This is a genomic window from Pantoea sp. SO10 (assembly GCF_005281435.1).
In the GTDB taxonomy this organism is placed as follows: domain Bacteria; phylum Pseudomonadota; class Gammaproteobacteria; order Enterobacterales; family Enterobacteriaceae; genus Pantoea; species Pantoea leporis.
This window is the reverse complement of the sequence record NZ_CP040095.1, coordinates 3,022,389-3,038,543: the sequence shown is the minus strand read 5'-3', so window position 1 is coordinate 3,038,543 and position 16,155 is coordinate 3,022,389. Positions and strand designations below refer to the sequence as shown.

The window sequence follows — 16,155 nt, the reverse complement described above, 5'->3', positions numbered from 1 at the left end:
ACTTCTGAACACGCCGGCACAGCTCTCATTGCCACTCTATTTACCCGATGATGAAACCTTCGCCAGTTTCTGGCCGGGGGAAAACACGTCTCTGCTGGCGGCGCTGCAAGGCGCACTCTCTCAGCAACACGGTAGCTATCTCTATTTCTGGTCGCGCGAAGGCGGTGGCCGCAGTCATCTGCTGCATGCCGCCTGTGCGGAACTCTCGGCGCGCGGCGAAGCGGTGGGCTATGTGCCGCTGGATAAGCGCACCTGGTTTGTGCCGGAAGTTCTGGAAGGCATGGAGAATCTGGCGCTGGTGTGCATTGATAATATCGAGTGCATCGCGGGCGATCCGGAGTGGGAAATGGCGATCTTTGATCTCTACAATCGCATTCTGGAAATCGGTAAAACGCGTTTGCTGATTACCGGCGATCGACCGCCGCGCCAGCTCAATCTCGGCTTACCGGATCTGGCTTCACGTCTCGACTGGGGACAGATTTACCGTTTGCAGCCGCTTTCTGATGACGACAAATTACAGGCGATGCAGCTGCGTGCCGGATTGCGTGGTTTTGAGTTGCCGGAAGATGTCGGGCGCTTCCTGTTGAAACGCCTCGACCGTGAGATGCGCACGCTGTTTGATACGCTGGATCGTCTCGATCGCGCCTCCATCAGCGCCCAGCGCAAACTCACTATTCCTTTTGTTAAAGAAGCGCTGGAGCTTTAGATAATCTCCAGCACCGCTTCGGGTGGACGACCAATACGCGCCTGTTCGCCCTTGATCACAATCGGGCGTTCAATCAGTTTCGGATGATCCACCATCGCCTGCAGCAGCTGAGCCTCGCTTAACGCGCTATCCGCTAAAGCCAACTCTTGATACAAGTCCTCTTTACGCCGCATCAGTTCGCGCGCGCTGTGCATGCCGAGCTGTTTCAACAGACGTTTTAGCGTGGGGACATCGGGCGGCGTCTCAAGATAAAGCACCACATCGGGCTCGATACCTCGCTCCTGCAACAGCGCCAGCGTTTCGCGGCTCTTGCTGCAGCGCGGGTTGTGATAAATGCTGACCATCTTCTTATCCTTTTTGATAAACCTTAAAACGCTTTTGCAGTTCACGGAACTGGTCGATACGTGCGTCATAGCGCGCTTGTTTCAGGCTGCCGAGCGGCACTTGCGCGCTGGCGCTGCTCAAGGTGGAGATCGCCTGATCGAGCTGGCCGTTGAGCGCCAAACCTTCCGCGCGCGCCGAAAGTTCTTCATCGCGCAAACCCTGCGCCGCAGAGGCCTGCGCCAGCAGATCAAAGGCGTTAACATCGTCTGGATGGGCAAAGGTGTAGCGATTGAGGATGCGGCTGGCGTTGGCGGGCTGCTTCGCTTCAACATAGGCATTAGCCAGATTCAACTGCAACACCGGATTGCTGTTGCTGCCTTTGGCGCTGCTGAGCATGGCGATCGCCTGCTGCGGCTGATTCAGGCCGATGTCGATGTCGGTCATGATATCAAGGAACCAGACGTTATCCGGCTGTTTCGCCAGCAGCGGGGCGATCACCCGTTTGGCGCTATCAAAGCTTTTAGCCTGCAGGAACTGTATCGCTTTGCCGTACTGCGCCGCCTGCTGCTCGCGCACGTTGCCTTTGGCGTATTCGTTCAGCAGGTCATCAGTTAGCTGATTGCGGCCAGTGGCGTACATGCCGAGCGAGCGCACTTTCGCCATGTAGAAATCCTGCGACGACTGCACCACCACCGGACGCATCTGGTTGGCGCGGTTACGCGCATCGGCAAGTCGGCTGTCGGGTAACGGGTGCGTCAGCAAAATTTCCGGCGGCTTGGAGGAGAAGCGGCTCTGATCCGCCAGCTTCTGCAGAAAAGTCGGCATCGCTTGCGGATCGAATCCAGCGCGTTGCAGCACCTGAATACCGATGCGGTCAGCTTCCTGCTCGTTGCCTTGGGTAAAGCTGATAATGCCTTGCTGCGCACCCGCCAGCGTACCGGTCAACGCCGCCATGCCGGCTTGCGGGCTGGCCATTGCCAGCAGAATCGATCCCAATGCGCCGACCCAGGTCAGCGGCGCATTGCGTCGCTGCTCTTCCATGGCGCGCGCCAGATGGCGCTGCGTGACGTGCGAGATTTCGTGCGCCATCACCGACGCCAGCTGGCTTTCGTTATCGGTATAGCGGAACAGCGATGAATGCAGCACCACGTTGCCGCCAAAGAAGGCGAAGGCGTTGAGTTCGTCGTTCTGGATCAAAAAGAAGTGGAACGGCGTACGCACCGAGTTGGCATGCGCTACCAGTCGCTGACCAAGCTCGTTAATGTATTGATTCAACAGCGGATCGTTAATCAGAGGCGCACTGGCGCGCAGCTGGCGCACGTAGAAGTCGCCCATCTGCAGTTCCTGATTAATCGAAAGCGTTGAACCTGCTGTGGTGCCCATGTCGGGCAGCGTATCACTAACGTCAGCGCGCGCACTCAGCGCAGGCGTCAGCAGCAGCGTAGGAATAAGGGCCGCCAGCACTGATTTTTTCAACCGGTTAAACATGCCTTGATCCTGTAAAAGTCACCCGAAATTGGACAGGTAAGTGGTTCAAATGTTCTGCACTATTTTTCCCTTTGCGGAACGCGCTCTATCTTAACCAGACTGCGGCGACAAGCAAACGATGAAGATTCATAAGCTTTAAATGAAAAAAAGGTTACAGCATGACGAAATTGCAGCAAAAAATTGAATAGCACGCCGCGATTTAAACAGGCTTCTTCACTCGCAAAAGTTAAAGTTACGTAAAGTTGCTCAAAATTATTGAATTTGGCATGAACTTTTCCAGGTTTACTCTGAAAAGCGGCGGTAAATCAGCGGTGTTGGCCCGCTTTATCCATCAGTGTTTTTAATCGTGAAGACGACGCGCAGAGCATGCTACACAGTTATCATCGGACGGATTTTAAACGCACGTAAACTTATTCCCTCTGTATTAGGGTCACAATTTCACGGCCACGCATTTCTCAACTCCTGCCAAAGCGACAATCGAAACCCTTTTTCAATTAACCTTGCTAATTATTTTTCACGCAATGAAAACGCCGGACAGCCCGTCACTACAGGACTTTTGCCTTGCTCACGCTGTGGTATAGATAAGGCACTTTATTCAAACGGACTGTGAATTGACGCGCAGTGTAAGCCGGAGAGTTTTTATGCGTTCTGTAGTTTCATACGCCCTTATCGCAATTGTCGGTGGCTTTGTTGGCGCCACCGTGAGTAAAGGTGATGACCTGTATCAGCGTGTTGTCAGCCATTTTTCCTCTGCACCCACCGATCCCGACGGCTTCTGGAGCACGCCCGCCGTCGACGGCTACGGCAAAATCCATTACGAACCGGATGCGGCTTTCAAACCGGTGGTCGGTTTAAGCAACAAAGTGGTGTTTCAAATTACCCGCAGTGAAGGGGAGATGACGCGCCCAAATCTTGGACTGGAACGCGTAGCGCGCGTGGTCAATCTCTATATCGCTTCGGGCGTACCGGCTGACGATTTGCACTTTGTGGTGTCGGTCACTGGTGATGCCACGCCTGCAATGCTGGATAACGCGCATTTCCAGCAGTTCTACAAAGCGGACAACCCCAATCTGGCGCTGATCGGCGCTCTGAATAAGTTGGGCGTGAAGGTTTCAGTATGCGATCAGTCGGTGGCGTTCCATCACTTCCCGAGAGAGTGGATTGACCCATCGGTGATTCATGCACTCTCCAGCCCGACTACCGTGTCGACGCTGGAAAATCAGGGTTATGCACTCTTACAGATGTAAATTTCAGGCACAGGAGAAGTGAAATGCGTCCAGCATCCTATATCGTTATTGCGGCTCTGGCAGGGTTTGTCGGCGGCAATGTATTACAGCTCCCCGATTTGGTCGACAAGGTCAGCGACAAATTTGCTGACAAGAAAAGTGAACCGGCGGATTTCTGGAGCACGCCGGCGATCGACGGTTACGGCAAAATCCACTTTGTGAATGTGCCGGACTACAATCCGGCCACCACGCCAGGGTTGAGCAATAAAATCGTCTTCCAGATCAACCGTAATGAAGGCGATGTGCGTCAGCCGAACCTTGGGCTGGAGCGCGTGGCACGCGTCACCAATCTCTATTACGCGGCGGGCGTGCCGCTCGATCAGTTGAAATTTGTGGTGTCGATTAACAGCGATGCGGTTCCTGCGGCATTGAATAATGAGCAATTCCGCAAAACCTACGGCACCGATAATCCCAATCTCAAGCTGATTGATGAGCTGAAAAAAGCCGGCGTGAAGGTGACCATTTGCGATCAGTCGGTGGCTTTCCATCAGCTGGAGCGCAACTGGATCGATACGCGCGTCACCCACACGCTGTCGAGCGGCACCACCGTGGCGTCACTGCAGAACGAAGGTTACGCCTTCCTGATGCTGTGATTTCTGCCTGACAGCAGTTCGCGCTGCTGTCATCCCGCTGTCATTTATCCGCGATGTTGCTGTCACAGTTCGCCGCTACTTTAAGCGCCAATGAGATCGATCTCATTGGCACTTTACGAGGCGAACATGTCCGATTTAATCAGCGTGGCCAAACTGGCTGGCGTTTCTCGCGCTACCGCCGCCCGCGCATTCTCTGATCCGCACCTGCTGCGAGCTGACACGCTGGAAAAGGTGTTGAGCGCCTCTGAGCAGCTCGGCTTTCGCCCCAATCACATTGCCCGCCAACTGCGTACCCAAAGTTCAACCACCTTCGGTGTGCTGCTGCCGTCGCTGCTGAATCCGATTTTCGCCCGTCAACTGCAAGCGATGGAGCGTCAGGCGCGTGCCGCCGGTTACGGTCTGCTGGTGGCAACCAGCGATTATCAGCCCGAGCGGGAAGCGGCGATGGTGGAGCACATGCTGAACCAGCGCGTTGCCGGTTTGGTTCTTACCGTCGCCGACGCCGACAACAGCGCCATCCTGCATACGCTGCATCAAGCCAGCATGCCGTTTGTCCTGACGCATAACGTGCCGCAAGCCACGCACTGGCCCGCGATTTGCGTCGATAACCGCCAGGCGATGCAGCAAGCCACCGAACACCTGCTGCAGCTCGGACATCGCCACATCGGTATGGTGGCCGGTCCCATGCTGCAATCGGATCGCGCCCGTCTGCGCTATCAGGGCTATTGCGATGCCATGCAGCAGGCCAGATTGCGCGCGCTGCCGGTACTCGAAATGCCCAGCCATACCCAATCTGATTTCGCGCTGCTGCAGCCGCAGTTGAGTGGCGACACGCCGCTCAGCGCGGTGATCTGCACCAACGATCTGCTCGCCATCAGCCTGATTGGTGCGGCGGCGCGCGCCGGAGTGCGCATTCCGCAGCAGCTGTCGGTAATGGGTTTTGATGGCATCGATATCGGCGAGCACATCGCGCCGTCGCTGGCGAGCGTAAGCCAGCCAGCTGACATGCTCGGCGCCGGGGCGATCGACATGCTGTTACAACAAGCCAGCCGCGGCACGCGCGTGCTGCCACATCGATTAAGGCTCGGCGCCAGTATCGCCGCGCCAGCAACCTCTTTTTCTTCCATTGCCACTATCAGGGAACCATCATGAAAAAAGTCACAATGATTGCCGGGGCGCTCGCACTAACCGCCGGTTCGCTGTTCTGTTCGCTGGCGCAGGCCGCCGATACGGCGATTTGCTACAACTGTCCTCCCGAATGGGCGGACTGGGGAACCCAGCTTAACGCCATTGCTAAAGACACTGGCATTCAGGTGCCGCAGGACAATAAAAACTCCGGCCAGGCGCTGGCGCAGCTGGTGGCGGAGCAGGGCAATCCGGTGGCAGATGTGGTGTATTACGGTGTCAGTTTTGGTATCCAGGCGGATAGCGCCGGCGTCATCAGCGCCTATAAGCCCGCGCATTGGGACGAGCTCCCAGCCGGAATGAAAGATCCTAACGGCAAGTGGGTGGCGCTGCACTCCGGCACCATGGGCTTTATGGTTAACCTTGATGCGCTGGGCGGCGCGCCGGTGCCGCAATCCTGGGACGATCTGCTGAAGCCTGAATACAAAGGCATGATCGGCTACCTCGATCCGGCTAGCGCCTTTGTCGGTTACGTGGCGGCCGTGGCGGTCAACCAGGCGAAGGGCGGCAACATGCAGGACTTCACACCCGCGCTGACATGGTTCAAAAAACTCCAGGCTAACCAGCCGATCGTACCGAAGCAGACCGCCTACGCGCGCCTGATCTCCGGTGAGATTCCGATCCTGCTCGACTACGACTTCAACGCCTACCGCGCCAAATATAAAGATCACGCCAATGTCGCCTTTGTGATCCCGAAAGAGGGCACGGTTACGGTGCCGTATGTCATCAGCCTGGTGAAGAACGCGCCGCACGCAGACAACGGCAAGAAAGTGATCGACTACGTGTTGTCGGATAAAGGTCAGGCGATTTGGGCCAATGCCTTCCTGCGTCCGGTACGCACCTCGGCGATGTCCGCTGACGCTAAGAAATTCTTCCTGCCAGACAGCGATTATGCGCGTGCGCAAACCGTGAACTATCAGCAGATGGCCGATGCGCAGAAGGCCTTCTCGGCGACATACCTGAGCGAGATGCGTTAATGTCGATGGCTGACACGCTGGCGGCCTCGCGCCGCCAGATACCTACGCAACCGGGCAGCCGCTGGTTGTGGCTGACGCTGCCCGCGCTGCTGTTCTTTTGCGCTTTCTGGCTGCTGCCGTTTGCCCGCCTGCTGCAAATCGGCATGCAGAACGATCGCAGCACCCAGCACAGCGGTTACTGGACAGTGATCACGCAGCCGCACTATCTGCTGAGCCTGCTGAACACTGTGCTGCTGTCGCTGGCGGTGACGCTGGTGACGTTACTCATCGCCGCTATCGTCGGCTGCTTTCTGGCACGCCAGCGCTTTGCCGGGCGCGGCACTTTGCTGGCGTTGCTGACCTTTCCGCTGGCGTTTCCCGGCGTGGTGGTGGGTTTTCTGGTGGTGATGCTGGCTGGACGTCAGGGATTGCTGGCGCAAATCAGCATGAGTTTGCTGCATGAACGCTGGACGCTGGCCTATTCGCTGGCGGGTCTGTTTATCGGTTACCTCTATTTCTCGCTGCCGCGCGCCATCGTCACGCTGGTAGCAGCCAGTGAAAAACTCGATCGCTCGCTGGAAGAAGCGGCGCGTTCGCTCGGTGCCAGCCAGTGGCGCATCACCTGGGACGTGATTATGCCCGGCCTGCAACCGGCGCTGCTCTCTACCGGCGCGCTGTGCTTCGCTACCAGCATGGGCGCTTTTGGCACCGCCTTTACGCTCGGCACCGATTTGGCGGTGCTACCACTGACCATTTACGGCGAGTTCACCAATTACGCCAACTTCGCCACCGCCGCCGCGCTGTCAGTGTTGATGGGTGGATTCGCCTGGCTGGCACTGATGCTGGCGCGCCGTCTGGCGCAGGCTAAGGAGGCGCAATCATGAAACGTCGTGGACTGTTTAGCCTGCAACTGCTGATCACCGCCATCACCGCGCTGTTTATGATCGTGCCGGTGGTGCTGTCGATACTGGCGGGCGTCACCAATAACTATTTCATCGGCCTGCGCAGCGGCTTCACGCTGAAGTGGGTGGAGCAAGTGTGGCAGATGTACGCCGATACTTTCTGGCTGTCGCTGCTGATCGCGCTGTTCTGCCTGCTGGTTACCTTGGTGATTGGCGTTCCCGCTGCGTGGGGATTGCTGAAAGCGCCGGGCCGCTGGGCGGCGCGTATTGAAGAGTGCTTGATGCTGCCGGTGGCGCTGCCCGGTCTGGCAACAGCGCTTGGCATCATTCTGCTCTACGGCCAGTTTTCCGGCCTGCGTGATAGCTGGCTGTTCATCCTGATTGGTCACGTGCTGTTTACCTTGCCGTTTATGATGCGGCCGGTGCTGGCGGTGATGCAGGCGGTGGATATGCCGCGCCTGGAAGAAGCATCGGCCAGTCTCGGCGCCAGCTTGTGGCAGCGCTTCTTTACCGTGGTGGTGCCGAACTGCCGCAACGGCATTCTTGCTGGCGCGTTTATGGTGATCACGCTGTCGGTGGGGGAATTCAACATTACATGGATGCTGCACACGCCGCTGACCAAAACCTTGCCGGTTGGCCTTGCCGACAGCTATGCCTCAATGCGGCTGGAAGTGGGTTCCGCCTACACGCTGATTTTCATTCTGATGATTCTGCCGCTGCTGCTGATGCTCAATGCCGTGAATCACTGGCTTAACCGCGCGGTTTCGCGCCAACACAAGGAGGCAGCATGAACCCTGCGGCCGTTACCGTGACGCTGCGCGGCTGCGCACGTCATTTTAATCATCATCAGGCGCTGCAACCGCTTGATCTCACGGTGCATGCCGGCGAAACGCTGGTGCTGCTGGGGCCGTCCGGCTGCGGCAAAACCACCACGCTGCGCATAATCAGCGGGCTGGAAAGCTGCGATGTCGGCGGCGAAGTGTGGTTTGACGATCGCAACGTTACCGCTTTACCGATTGAAAAACGCAACGTCGGCATGGTGTTCCAGAACTACGCGCTGTTCCCGAATCTCAATGTGGCGGGAAACGTAGCGTACGGCCTGAAAGTGCAGGGCGTGGCGCGTGCCGAACGGGAAGCGCGCGTGCAGGAGATGCTGGCGCTGGTGGATCTCACCGCGCTGGCGCAGCGCAGCATCGATAAACTCTCCGGCGGCCAGAAGCAGCGTGTGGCGCTGGCGCGCGCGTTAGCCGCGCGGCCCAAAGTGCTGCTGTTTGATGAGCCGCTGGCGGCGCTGGATGCGCGCCTGCGCGATCGTCTGCGTCTGGAGATCGGCGCGCTACTGAAGAAGCTGGCGATCACCGCCGTTTACGTGACGCACGATCAGCAGGAAGCGATGGCGCTCGGCGACCGTATTGCGGTGATGGAGCAGGGACGTTTGGTGCAGATCGATACGCCGCAGAAAATTTATCAGCATCCGGCGTCAAAATTTGTCGCCGATTTTGTGGGTGCGATTAACTGCGTAGATGTGGATACGCGCGGCCATCCGCAGCGCTTTTGCCGCCCGGAAGATGTGCTGCTGGCCAGCGATGAGCGTTATCCGCGCCAGGGTTTTATTGTTGCCAGCACTTTTCTGGGCGCGTCGCAGCGGTTGATGATCGACATCGGGCTGGCGACGCCCATTCAGGTGGATCGCCACGCGCGTGAAGCCTGGCATGCCGGACAAGCGGTGAGCTGGACGCTGGCGCAGGACGCCGCGCTGCAGTTTTCTTAATTGGCCCGGTCGCCATAAATGGCGACCGCCGCGCTTAAACATCCAAAGGAAAAAATTCGTGTCTGAAGCAATGACGCTCATCGCGCAAATCAGCGATTTACACATCAAGGCCAACGGCCGTTTATCCTATAAAAAAGTCGACACTCAAGCCGCGCTGCTGCGGGTGATTGAGACGCTAAACCGCCTTGCGCCGCGCCCCGACATGGTGGTGATGACCGGCGATCTGGTCGATTTCGGCACCGCGGCAGAGTATCAAACGTTAAAGCAGGCGCTGCGCCAACTGCAGCTGCCGTTTCTGCTGATGCCGGGCAACCACGACGATCGCCAGGCGCTGCGTGCGGCGTTTCCGGATCATCACTATCTGCAGCACGGAGCAACCCTGAACTGGCAGATGCAAGTGAAAGGCGTGCAGCTGCTGGCGCTCGATTCCAGCGTGCCGCAGCAGCCGTGGGGCTATGTGGATGAAGCGCAGCTGTGCTGGCTTGATGAGCAGTTGCAGCGCCAGCCGCAGTTGCCGACGCTGGTGATGCTGCATCATCCGCCGTTTCTTTGCGGCATCGAACATATGGATAACCAGCCGCTGCGCAATCCGGCGGCGCTGGCGGCGATTATCCAGCGCCATCCACAGGTGGAACGCGTGCTGAGCGGTCATCTGCACCGCTCGGTGCAGGCGCGTTTTGCCGGTACGCTGGCGTGCGTGGCGCCGGGCGTATCGCATCAGGTGGCGTTTGATCTCGCGGAAAATGCACCGGCGAATTTTGTGCTGGAGCCGCCCGGTTTTCTGCTGCATCGCTGGCATGCGCAGCAGGGCATGAGCACGCATTTGTGTGCTATCGGCGATTATCCCGGTCCGTGGCCGTTTTACGATGCCAACGGTTTGATCGATTAGCGCCAGCGCAGAGAAAGAATTGTGTGAGGCTGACAGGATGCTTCGTGCTCAATTTGCGTTGTGGGTGTACAATCGCCCGTTAGCTCACCAGGGCAAGTGCATCCAACTATAACAAGACTGTCAGGCACACATATCGATGAATCTATTCACTAAGGTCGGTGCGCTATGCTAACGCGCCTGCGGCCAAAAACTGACCTGCGCACGCTGATCGCGCTGTTGGCGATCACCAGCATCGTCATCACACTTGCCAATACGCTGTACGCCACCTGGCGCGTACAACGTATGGTCCTGATCGAAAGCACCCTCGAAGCCAATCGCGCTTACGCCACCAAACTGGCGGCGACGACGGAGGTCTTCTTTCAGCTGGCTCAGTCGCAGCTGCACTACAGCGCGACGCAGCTGGGCAATGATTTTGATGATGCCGATTTGGCGCAGCAGGAAGTCAATCGCCTGCGTGAGCAAACTAATAGCTTTAACTCGGTGGCGGTGGTGGATAGCAACGGCATCGTGAAAGCCATTTCACCCGAATCGCTGATGCTGAAAGGCATGCAGCTCACCAGCCAGGCTTCGCGTGAAGCGCTGGCGCAGCGTCAGCCGATGGTCAGCAAACCCAGCATCTCCGCCGCCAATAATCTGATTGTGTTTGTCTCCTGGCCGATCTGGAGCAAAGACGGACGTTACCATGGCTACGTTGGCGGCACCATCTATCTGAAGAAGAAAAGCATCCTCAACGCGCTGCTCGGCGAGCAGTTCTATCGCGATGGCACACATGTTTACGTGCTGGATCGCAATAATCAGGTGCTGTACCACCAGAATACCCAGCTGATTGGTAAAAGCGTGCCGGGCATCGTTAGCGATCGCCAACGCGAGGAGAAAACCAACGGTGAAGTGCAACTGACGGAAGAGAACGAGCCTAAGCTGGCCGGTTACGCCATCGTGCCCACCACCGGCTGGATGGTGGTGGCGCTCAAACCCACCGATGTGACGCTGGCGCCGCTCACCGGCTTGCTGCTGAAAGTGTTGAAAAACTCGGTGCCATTTGCGCTGCTGACCTTGCTGGTGGCGGTGATTCTGGCGCGTCTGATTGCGCTGCCGCTGTGGCAACTGGCGCGCAAAGCCAGCCAGATGGATTCCCAGGGCGTGTCGAACGAGATTGGCGGCATTCGCGCCTGGTATTTCGAAGCGGCGCAGGTCAAACGCGCGCTGCTCACCGGTATTGGTTTAGTGCAGGATAAAATTGGTCGCCTGAAATCGGAAGTGCAGAGCGATCCCATGACCAATCTGCTTAACCGTCGAGGCCTGAGCGCGGTGCTCGACTACTTCGCCACCATGCGCCAACCGTTCTCGGTGCTGGCGCTGGATATCGATCATTTCAAACGGGTCAACGATACCTTCGGTCATGACGTCGGCGATGAGGTGATTAAACATGTGGCGCGAACCTTACTCAGCAGCGCCCGTCAAACCGATGTGGTGTGCCGTAACGGCGGGGAAGAGTTCCTGATGTTGCTGCCTGCGACGTCGGTGGAAGACGCACGCATTCTGGCCGAGCGCGTGCGCATCAGCATTGCAGAAAACTGGATTGATCAGGTTGGCAATGTCACGCTGTCGGTGGGCATCGCCGACTGGCAGCCGGAAAGTGGTTCGCAGGAGCAGAGCCTCAAGCAAGCCGATGCCGCGCTTTATCAGGCGAAAAATGCCGGACGCAACTGCGTGATGATCTCCGGTCAGGATGCATTGGTCAGCAGCATTACGCATTAACGCTCCGGGTGCGGCCTGCGCACCCGTTTATCTCAGGCTGACTTCAGATAATCCAGCACGATGTCGTGGTGATTGGAGGTTTTGAAATCGTCGAACACTTTCTCAACTTTGCCGTTGGCATCAATCAGGAAGCTGATGCGGTGAATGCCGTCATAGGTTTTGCCCATAAAGGTTTTCTCGCCCCAGACGCCAAACTGCTCGCACACCTGATGATCTTCATCCGATAACAGCGTGAAGTTCAGCAGCTCTTTATCGGCAAAGCGTGACAGCTTCTCCGCTTTGTCGGTGCTGATACCCAGCACAACAACGCCTTCAGTTTTCAACTCATCCATGTTGTCGCGCAGACCGCAAGCCTGCACGGTGCAACCCGGCGTCATGGCTTTAGGATAGAAATAGACCAGAACGCGCTGTCCCTGGAAGTCGGCCAAATTTACTTGTTCGCCGTCCTGATCGGGCAAACTAAATTTCGGTGCGGTATCACCGGCTTTCAGTGGATTCATCACAACTCTCCATTTTTTTACATGCTGTGGGTAATACACCATCAAGAGCAAAAGTGCCAGGTGGTGTTTACCGTCAGGGTTATTTCACCACACGGTTTGCCGCAGCGGCAGAGTGTGTGGCGAAATAACCCGGAGCCTGATTAAACGGTGCTGTTAGCATCGTCGGTGACACTATAAAGACGAATTGAGCCTTGTGCATGCAGTTCTTCGCACAGCTGATTGAAAGCCTGCTCGATGGGCGCACTGAATTGATTGGCCGGGCTGTGCGCCGTTATTTGAATATAGAGCGTCGGTGCCACGCCATCCTGCGCCGGTTTAATTCTGGACACCAGTTCGGCAATGTTCATCTGATGTTTATCGAACAGATCGGTGAAGCGCTCAATGATATGCGGTGAATCCGGCACTTCAATCTGCACCCACACGGTGGCGGGCATCGGTGGCGTGGCGCGCGCATTGGTGCGCTTCATTACAATCAGCAACTCCAGCTCGGCACCTTTCATCGGCAGCGTCGATTCAATCAGGGTTATCGCGTTCCAGCTACCGGACAGCAGCATGATAAAAGTGAACTCATCGCCCAGCATTGCTAAACGGCTGTCCTCGATATTGCAGCCGCAGCTGCTAACGTGACGGGTGATGGTATTGACGATACCCGGACGATCAACGCCCAGTGCGGTGATCACCAGATGGTGAGGCTGTGACTGCGACAAAATGGCATTTCCTGTACGTTCGCTAATAACTATAAGGTAAACATAAAAAAAACTGCTGACAAGCGCGGGAATGGCGTGGCTCGCTTGCTTTTCTTTCAATGTAAAACGTAACATGAGGCACTTGTTTGTCGAGGGGATAGCCCATGTTCACCGGAAGTATTGTTGCGCTCATTACGCCAATGAATGAAAAAGGTAATGTCTGCCGCGAAAGTTTGAAAAAACTGATTGATTATCATGTTGCCAGCGGCACCGCGGCGATTGTTTCTGTTGGCACCACCGGCGAATCAGCCACGCTCAGCCATGACGAGCACGGTGATGTGGTTATGCAAACCCTGGAACTGGCGGATGGCCGTATTCCGGTTATCGCCGGCACCGGCGCAAATGCCACGGCTGAAGGCATCTCTCTGACCAAACGCTTTACCGGCAGCGGTGTGGTGGGCTGTTTAACGGTCACGCCTTATTACAACCGTCCGACGCAGGAAGGTCTGTTCCAGCACTTTAAAGCTATTGCGGAAAGTACCGATCTGCCGCAGATGCTGTATAACGTTCCTTCGCGTACCGGTTGCGACATGCTGCCGGAAACCGTCGCGCGTCTGGCCGAAATTAAAAATATTATCGGAATCAAAGAGGCCACCGGGAACTTATCGCGTGTATCACAGATCCAAGAGCTGGTTAATGATGAGTTCATCATCGTCAGCGGCGATGACGCTACGGCGCTGGACTCCATGCAACTGGGCGGCAAAGGCGTAATTTCGGTCACGGCTAACATTGCAGCGCGTGAAATGGTTGAACTCTGTGCCTTAGCGCAACAGGGCAAATTCGCCGAAGCGCGTCGCCTGAATCAGCGTCTGATGCACCTGCACCAGACGCTTTTCTGTGAACCCAATCCAATCCCGGTGAAATGGGCAGCAAAACAGCTAGGATTAATCGCGGATGACACGCTGCGCTTGCCAATGACGCCACTGACCGAAGCCGGTCAGACGAAAACGGCGCAAGCGCTGATTAAAGCAGGTCTGCGATAATTTAGGGAGAATCAATGAGTTATTCAGTTAAGCGCTCGACGCTGGCAACGGTAGTGGGCCTTTCCACCCTGATGCTGCTCACAGCGTGTTCCAACGATCAGCGTTATAAGCGCCAGGTCAGCGGGGATGAATCTTACCTGCAGGCGCCTGAGCTGCATGATTTAAAAGCCCCAGCGGGCATGATTCTGCCGTTGCAGAATGGTGATTACGATGTTCCGCACAGCGTGGCGAAAGGCGCGGTTGGCAAAGAGCTGGATATTCGTCCGCCAGCCCAGCCGCTGGCGCTGCTGAACGGCACGCGTGCGCAGTTCACCGGTAACACGGGCGTGCTGGCCGTGGAAAGCAGCCGCGGTTCTATCTGGTCGCAGGTTGTGGGTGTGATTCAGTCTTACAAGTTCCCGATTGCCCAGCGTGATGACGCTTCGCAACAGCTGACCACCGATTGGGTGCAGTGGAACCGTGCTGACGAAGATAACCAGTATCGCGGTCGCTATCAGATCAGCGTGCAGAATCAGAGCTATCAGCAAGTGCTGACCGTACGTTTGCTGGAACTGCAGCAGTCTGGTCAAGCCGTTACTTCTCCGGCACAGATTCAACGCTATACCGGGCAGATGTTGAACGACATCAGCACCGGTCTGGATAAAGTCGATTCTGCCAGCCAGGATGCGGCGGCCAACCGTGCCACCGGACAGATTGATGTGCAGAGCGGCGCGGATGACACCGGTTTACCGCTGTTGATTCTGCGCGCACCGTTTAACGTCACCTGGCAGCGTTTGCCAGCGGCGCTGAAACGCGTGGGCATGGAAATCACGGATGACAACCGTTCGCAGGGCAGCCTGAAAGTGACCTACAAACAGCCGGGCAGCGGCGTGTGGGATCAGATTGGCGCCAAAGATCCAGAACTGCCAAACGGCGATTACAAGTTGCAGGTTGGCGATCTGGATAACCGCAGCAGTCTGCAGTTCATCGATCCGAAAGGTCACGTGCTAACTCAGGCGCAGAACGACGCGCTGGTGCAGGTGATTCAAGGCGCGCTGAAATAAATTGCCAAAGGGCCGGAGATTTCCGGCCTTTTTGTTTTGATTTGGCATATACACAAATCCTTCAAGCTGCAGATGCGTTGGCTGCTCTCGTTCACCCGAATCACTTACTTGAGTAAGCTCATCGGGATTCATTCGTTTGCCGCCTTCCTGCATCTCGAATGATTTTGTGTATAATAGCGCCCGGCGAAGTAAACGATTGCGTCACGCAATCGGCGCGCGGTGAAACACCGCTGAACACGGGTTCTTTCATGTTTGGAGTTAACAAGATGCAAAAGCGAGCTGAGTTGTATCGCGGTAAAGCGAAAACCGTATACAGCACCGATAATCCGGATCTGCTGGTACTTGAATTCCGCAACGATACGTCAGCAGGAGACGGTGCACGAATCGAGCAGTTTGATCGCAAAGGAATGGTAAACAACAAGTTTAACCATTTCATCATGACCAAATTGCAGGAAGCGGGCATTCCGACCCAGATGGAAGCGCTGCTGTCAGATAACGAAGCGCTGGTGAAAAAGCTGGAGATGGTGCCGGTGGAGTGCGTGGTGCGCAACCGAGCGGCAGGATCGCTGGTAAAACGTCTGGGTGTGGAAGAGGGCATTGTGCTCAATCCACCGCTGTTTGATCTCTTCCTGAAAGATGACGCCAAACACGACCCGATGGTCAACGAATCCTATTGCGAAACCTTCGGCTGGGTGAGCAAAGCGAATCTGGCACGCATGCAAGAGCTGACCTTCAAAGCCAATGATGTGCTGAGTAAACTGTTTGATGACGCAGGTTTGATCCTGGTCGACTTCAAGCTGGAGTTTGGTCTGTTTAACGGCGAAGTGGTGCTGGGTGATGAGTTCTCGCCAGATGGCGCGCGTCTGTGGGACAAAAACACCATGGATAAAATGGACAAAGACCGTTTCCGTCAGAGCCTTGGCGGCTTGGTTGAAGCGTACGAAGAAGTTGCACAGCGTTTGGGTGTGAAGCTGGATTAAGTCCTGTTTGCACCGGCCCGTAGCGGCGCGATTTATCGCGCTCTA

The 16,155-nt window shown here is 56.5% G+C and carries 17 protein-coding genes; 13 read left to right on the top strand and 4 right to left on the bottom strand.

The features are described from left to right. Window positions 1-4 precede the first annotated feature (4 nt). On the top strand, window positions 5-706 hold the full coding sequence (hda, locus tag FCN45_RS14085) for a DnaA inactivator Hda (RefSeq protein ID WP_036649513.1): 702 nt from the start codon (window positions 5-7) through the stop codon (window positions 704-706). Here hda and arsC read toward each other — a convergent pair. Together arsC and FCN45_RS14075 are read right to left on the bottom strand one after the other, a co-directional pair. Beyond that, complete coding sequence (gene arsC / locus FCN45_RS14080; RefSeq protein WP_137386269.1) at window positions 703-1,050, bottom strand: arsenate reductase (glutaredoxin); 348 nt, start codon at window positions 1,048-1,050, stop codon at window positions 703-705. The two genes, hda and arsC, sit on opposite strands and share 4 nt — an antisense overlap. 4 nt (window positions 1,051-1,054) lie before the next feature. Then, window positions 1,055-2,518: a M48 family metallopeptidase gene (locus FCN45_RS14075; protein ID WP_110866485.1), complete on the bottom strand. Its 1,464-nt coding sequence runs from the start codon at window positions 2,516-2,518 to the stop codon at window positions 1,055-1,057. 641 nt (window positions 2,519-3,159) lie between these two features. Between FCN45_RS14075 and FCN45_RS14070 the strand changes: the two genes are divergently transcribed. From FCN45_RS14070 to FCN45_RS14030, 9 genes are all read left to right on the top strand, one after another. After that, entirely contained in the window at window positions 3,160-3,765 is a 606-nt protein-coding gene (locus FCN45_RS14070; RefSeq protein WP_137386268.1) for a DsrE family protein, read from the top strand. A 23-nt stretch (window positions 3,766-3,788) separates the two neighbouring features. Further along, entirely contained in the window at window positions 3,789-4,397 is a 609-nt protein-coding gene (locus tag FCN45_RS14065; RefSeq protein ID WP_137386267.1) for a DsrE family protein, read from the top strand. A gap of 126 nt (window positions 4,398-4,523) precedes the next feature. Next, window positions 4,524-5,549, top strand: a complete 1,026-nt coding sequence (locus tag FCN45_RS14060; protein ID WP_137386266.1) for a substrate-binding domain-containing protein — start codon at window positions 4,524-4,526, stop codon at window positions 5,547-5,549. A gap of 11 nt (window positions 5,550-5,560) precedes the next feature. Next, window positions 5,561-6,559, top strand: a complete 999-nt coding sequence (locus FCN45_RS14055; protein WP_245250866.1) for an ABC transporter substrate-binding protein — start codon at window positions 5,561-5,563, stop codon at window positions 6,557-6,559. Next, window positions 6,559-7,422 carry an ABC transporter permease gene (locus FCN45_RS14050; protein WP_137386264.1) on the top strand — a complete coding sequence of 288 codons (864 nt, stop codon included), beginning with the start codon at window positions 6,559-6,561 and terminating at the stop codon, window positions 7,420-7,422. Before FCN45_RS14055 ends, FCN45_RS14050 begins: the two co-directional genes overlap by 1 nt. Then, window positions 7,419-8,231, top strand: coding sequence for an ABC transporter permease (locus FCN45_RS14045; protein WP_137386263.1), 813 nt, complete (start codon window positions 7,419-7,421; stop codon window positions 8,229-8,231). The genes FCN45_RS14050 and FCN45_RS14045 overlap by 4 nt, the downstream gene beginning before the upstream one ends. Then, complete coding sequence (locus FCN45_RS14040) at window positions 8,228-9,211, top strand: ABC transporter ATP-binding protein (protein ID WP_110866491.1); 984 nt, start codon at window positions 8,228-8,230, stop codon at window positions 9,209-9,211. Before FCN45_RS14045 ends, FCN45_RS14040 begins: the two co-directional genes overlap by 4 nt. A gap of 70 nt (window positions 9,212-9,281) precedes the next feature. Next, window positions 9,282-10,100: a phosphodiesterase gene (locus FCN45_RS14035; protein ID WP_371419603.1), complete on the top strand. Its 819-nt coding sequence runs from the start codon at window positions 9,282-9,284 to the stop codon at window positions 10,098-10,100. A 165-nt stretch (window positions 10,101-10,265) separates the two neighbouring features. After that, entirely contained in the window at window positions 10,266-11,858 is a 1,593-nt protein-coding gene (locus tag FCN45_RS14030; protein ID WP_137386261.1) for a sensor domain-containing diguanylate cyclase, read from the top strand. A gap of 32 nt (window positions 11,859-11,890) precedes the next feature. Here FCN45_RS14030 and bcp read toward each other — a convergent pair whose 3' ends face one another. Both bcp and FCN45_RS14020 read right to left on the bottom strand, forming a co-directional pair. Next, window positions 11,891-12,358, bottom strand: coding sequence for a thioredoxin-dependent thiol peroxidase (gene bcp / locus FCN45_RS14025; protein ID WP_101763523.1), 468 nt, complete (start codon window positions 12,356-12,358; stop codon window positions 11,891-11,893). Window positions 12,359-12,498: 140 nt separating this feature from the next. Then, a complete protein-coding gene (locus FCN45_RS14020) occupies window positions 12,499-13,065 on the bottom strand; it encodes a glycine cleavage system transcriptional repressor (RefSeq protein WP_101763524.1) in 567 nt (188 codons plus the stop codon). 143 nt (window positions 13,066-13,208) lie between these two features. Between FCN45_RS14020 and dapA the strand changes: the two genes are divergently transcribed. From dapA to purC, 3 genes are all read left to right on the top strand, one after another. Beyond that, window positions 13,209-14,087 (top strand): 4-hydroxy-tetrahydrodipicolinate synthase, encoded by an 879-nt coding sequence (dapA, locus tag FCN45_RS14015; RefSeq protein WP_101763525.1) that lies wholly within the window; start codon window positions 13,209-13,211, stop codon window positions 14,085-14,087. 14 nt (window positions 14,088-14,101) lie between these two features. Further along, window positions 14,102-15,130, top strand: a complete 1,029-nt coding sequence (bamC, locus tag FCN45_RS14010) for an outer membrane protein assembly factor BamC (RefSeq protein WP_101763526.1) — start codon at window positions 14,102-14,104, stop codon at window positions 15,128-15,130. Window positions 15,131-15,396: 266 nt separating this feature from the next. Next, complete coding sequence (gene purC / locus FCN45_RS14005; protein ID WP_007884822.1) at window positions 15,397-16,110, top strand: phosphoribosylaminoimidazolesuccinocarboxamide synthase; 714 nt, start codon at window positions 15,397-15,399, stop codon at window positions 16,108-16,110. Window positions 16,111-16,155 lie beyond the last annotated feature (45 nt).

Coding starts and splice junctions, on each gene's coding strand:
- arsC (WP_137386269.1), bottom strand. CDS start 1,050: ATGGTCAGCATTTATCACAACCCGCGCTGCAGCAAGAGCCGCGAAACG.
- FCN45_RS14075 (WP_110866485.1), bottom strand. CDS start 2,518: ATGTTTAACCGGTTGAAAAAATCAGTGCTGGCGGCCCTTATTCCTACG.
- FCN45_RS14070 (WP_137386268.1), top strand. CDS start 3,160: ATGCGTTCTGTAGTTTCATACGCCCTTATCGCAATTGTCGGTGGCTTT.
- FCN45_RS14065 (WP_137386267.1), top strand. CDS start 3,789: ATGCGTCCAGCATCCTATATCGTTATTGCGGCTCTGGCAGGGTTTGTC.
- FCN45_RS14060 (WP_137386266.1), top strand. CDS start 4,524: ATGTCCGATTTAATCAGCGTGGCCAAACTGGCTGGCGTTTCTCGCGCT.
- FCN45_RS14055 (WP_245250866.1), top strand. CDS start 5,561: ATGATTGCCGGGGCGCTCGCACTAACCGCCGGTTCGCTGTTCTGTTCG.
- FCN45_RS14050 (WP_137386264.1), top strand. CDS start 6,559: ATGTCGATGGCTGACACGCTGGCGGCCTCGCGCCGCCAGATACCTACG.
- FCN45_RS14045 (WP_137386263.1), top strand. CDS start 7,419: ATGAAACGTCGTGGACTGTTTAGCCTGCAACTGCTGATCACCGCCATC.
- FCN45_RS14040 (WP_110866491.1), top strand. CDS start 8,228: ATGAACCCTGCGGCCGTTACCGTGACGCTGCGCGGCTGCGCACGTCAT.
- FCN45_RS14035 (WP_371419603.1), top strand. CDS start 9,282: ATGACGCTCATCGCGCAAATCAGCGATTTACACATCAAGGCCAACGGC.
- FCN45_RS14030 (WP_137386261.1), top strand. CDS start 10,266: ATGCTAACGCGCCTGCGGCCAAAAACTGACCTGCGCACGCTGATCGCG.
- bcp (WP_101763523.1), bottom strand. CDS start 12,358: ATGAATCCACTGAAAGCCGGTGATACCGCACCGAAATTTAGTTTGCCC.
- dapA (WP_101763525.1), top strand. CDS start 13,209: ATGTTCACCGGAAGTATTGTTGCGCTCATTACGCCAATGAATGAAAAA.
- bamC (WP_101763526.1), top strand. CDS start 14,102: ATGAGTTATTCAGTTAAGCGCTCGACGCTGGCAACGGTAGTGGGCCTT.
- purC (WP_007884822.1), top strand. CDS start 15,397: ATGCAAAAGCGAGCTGAGTTGTATCGCGGTAAAGCGAAAACCGTATAC.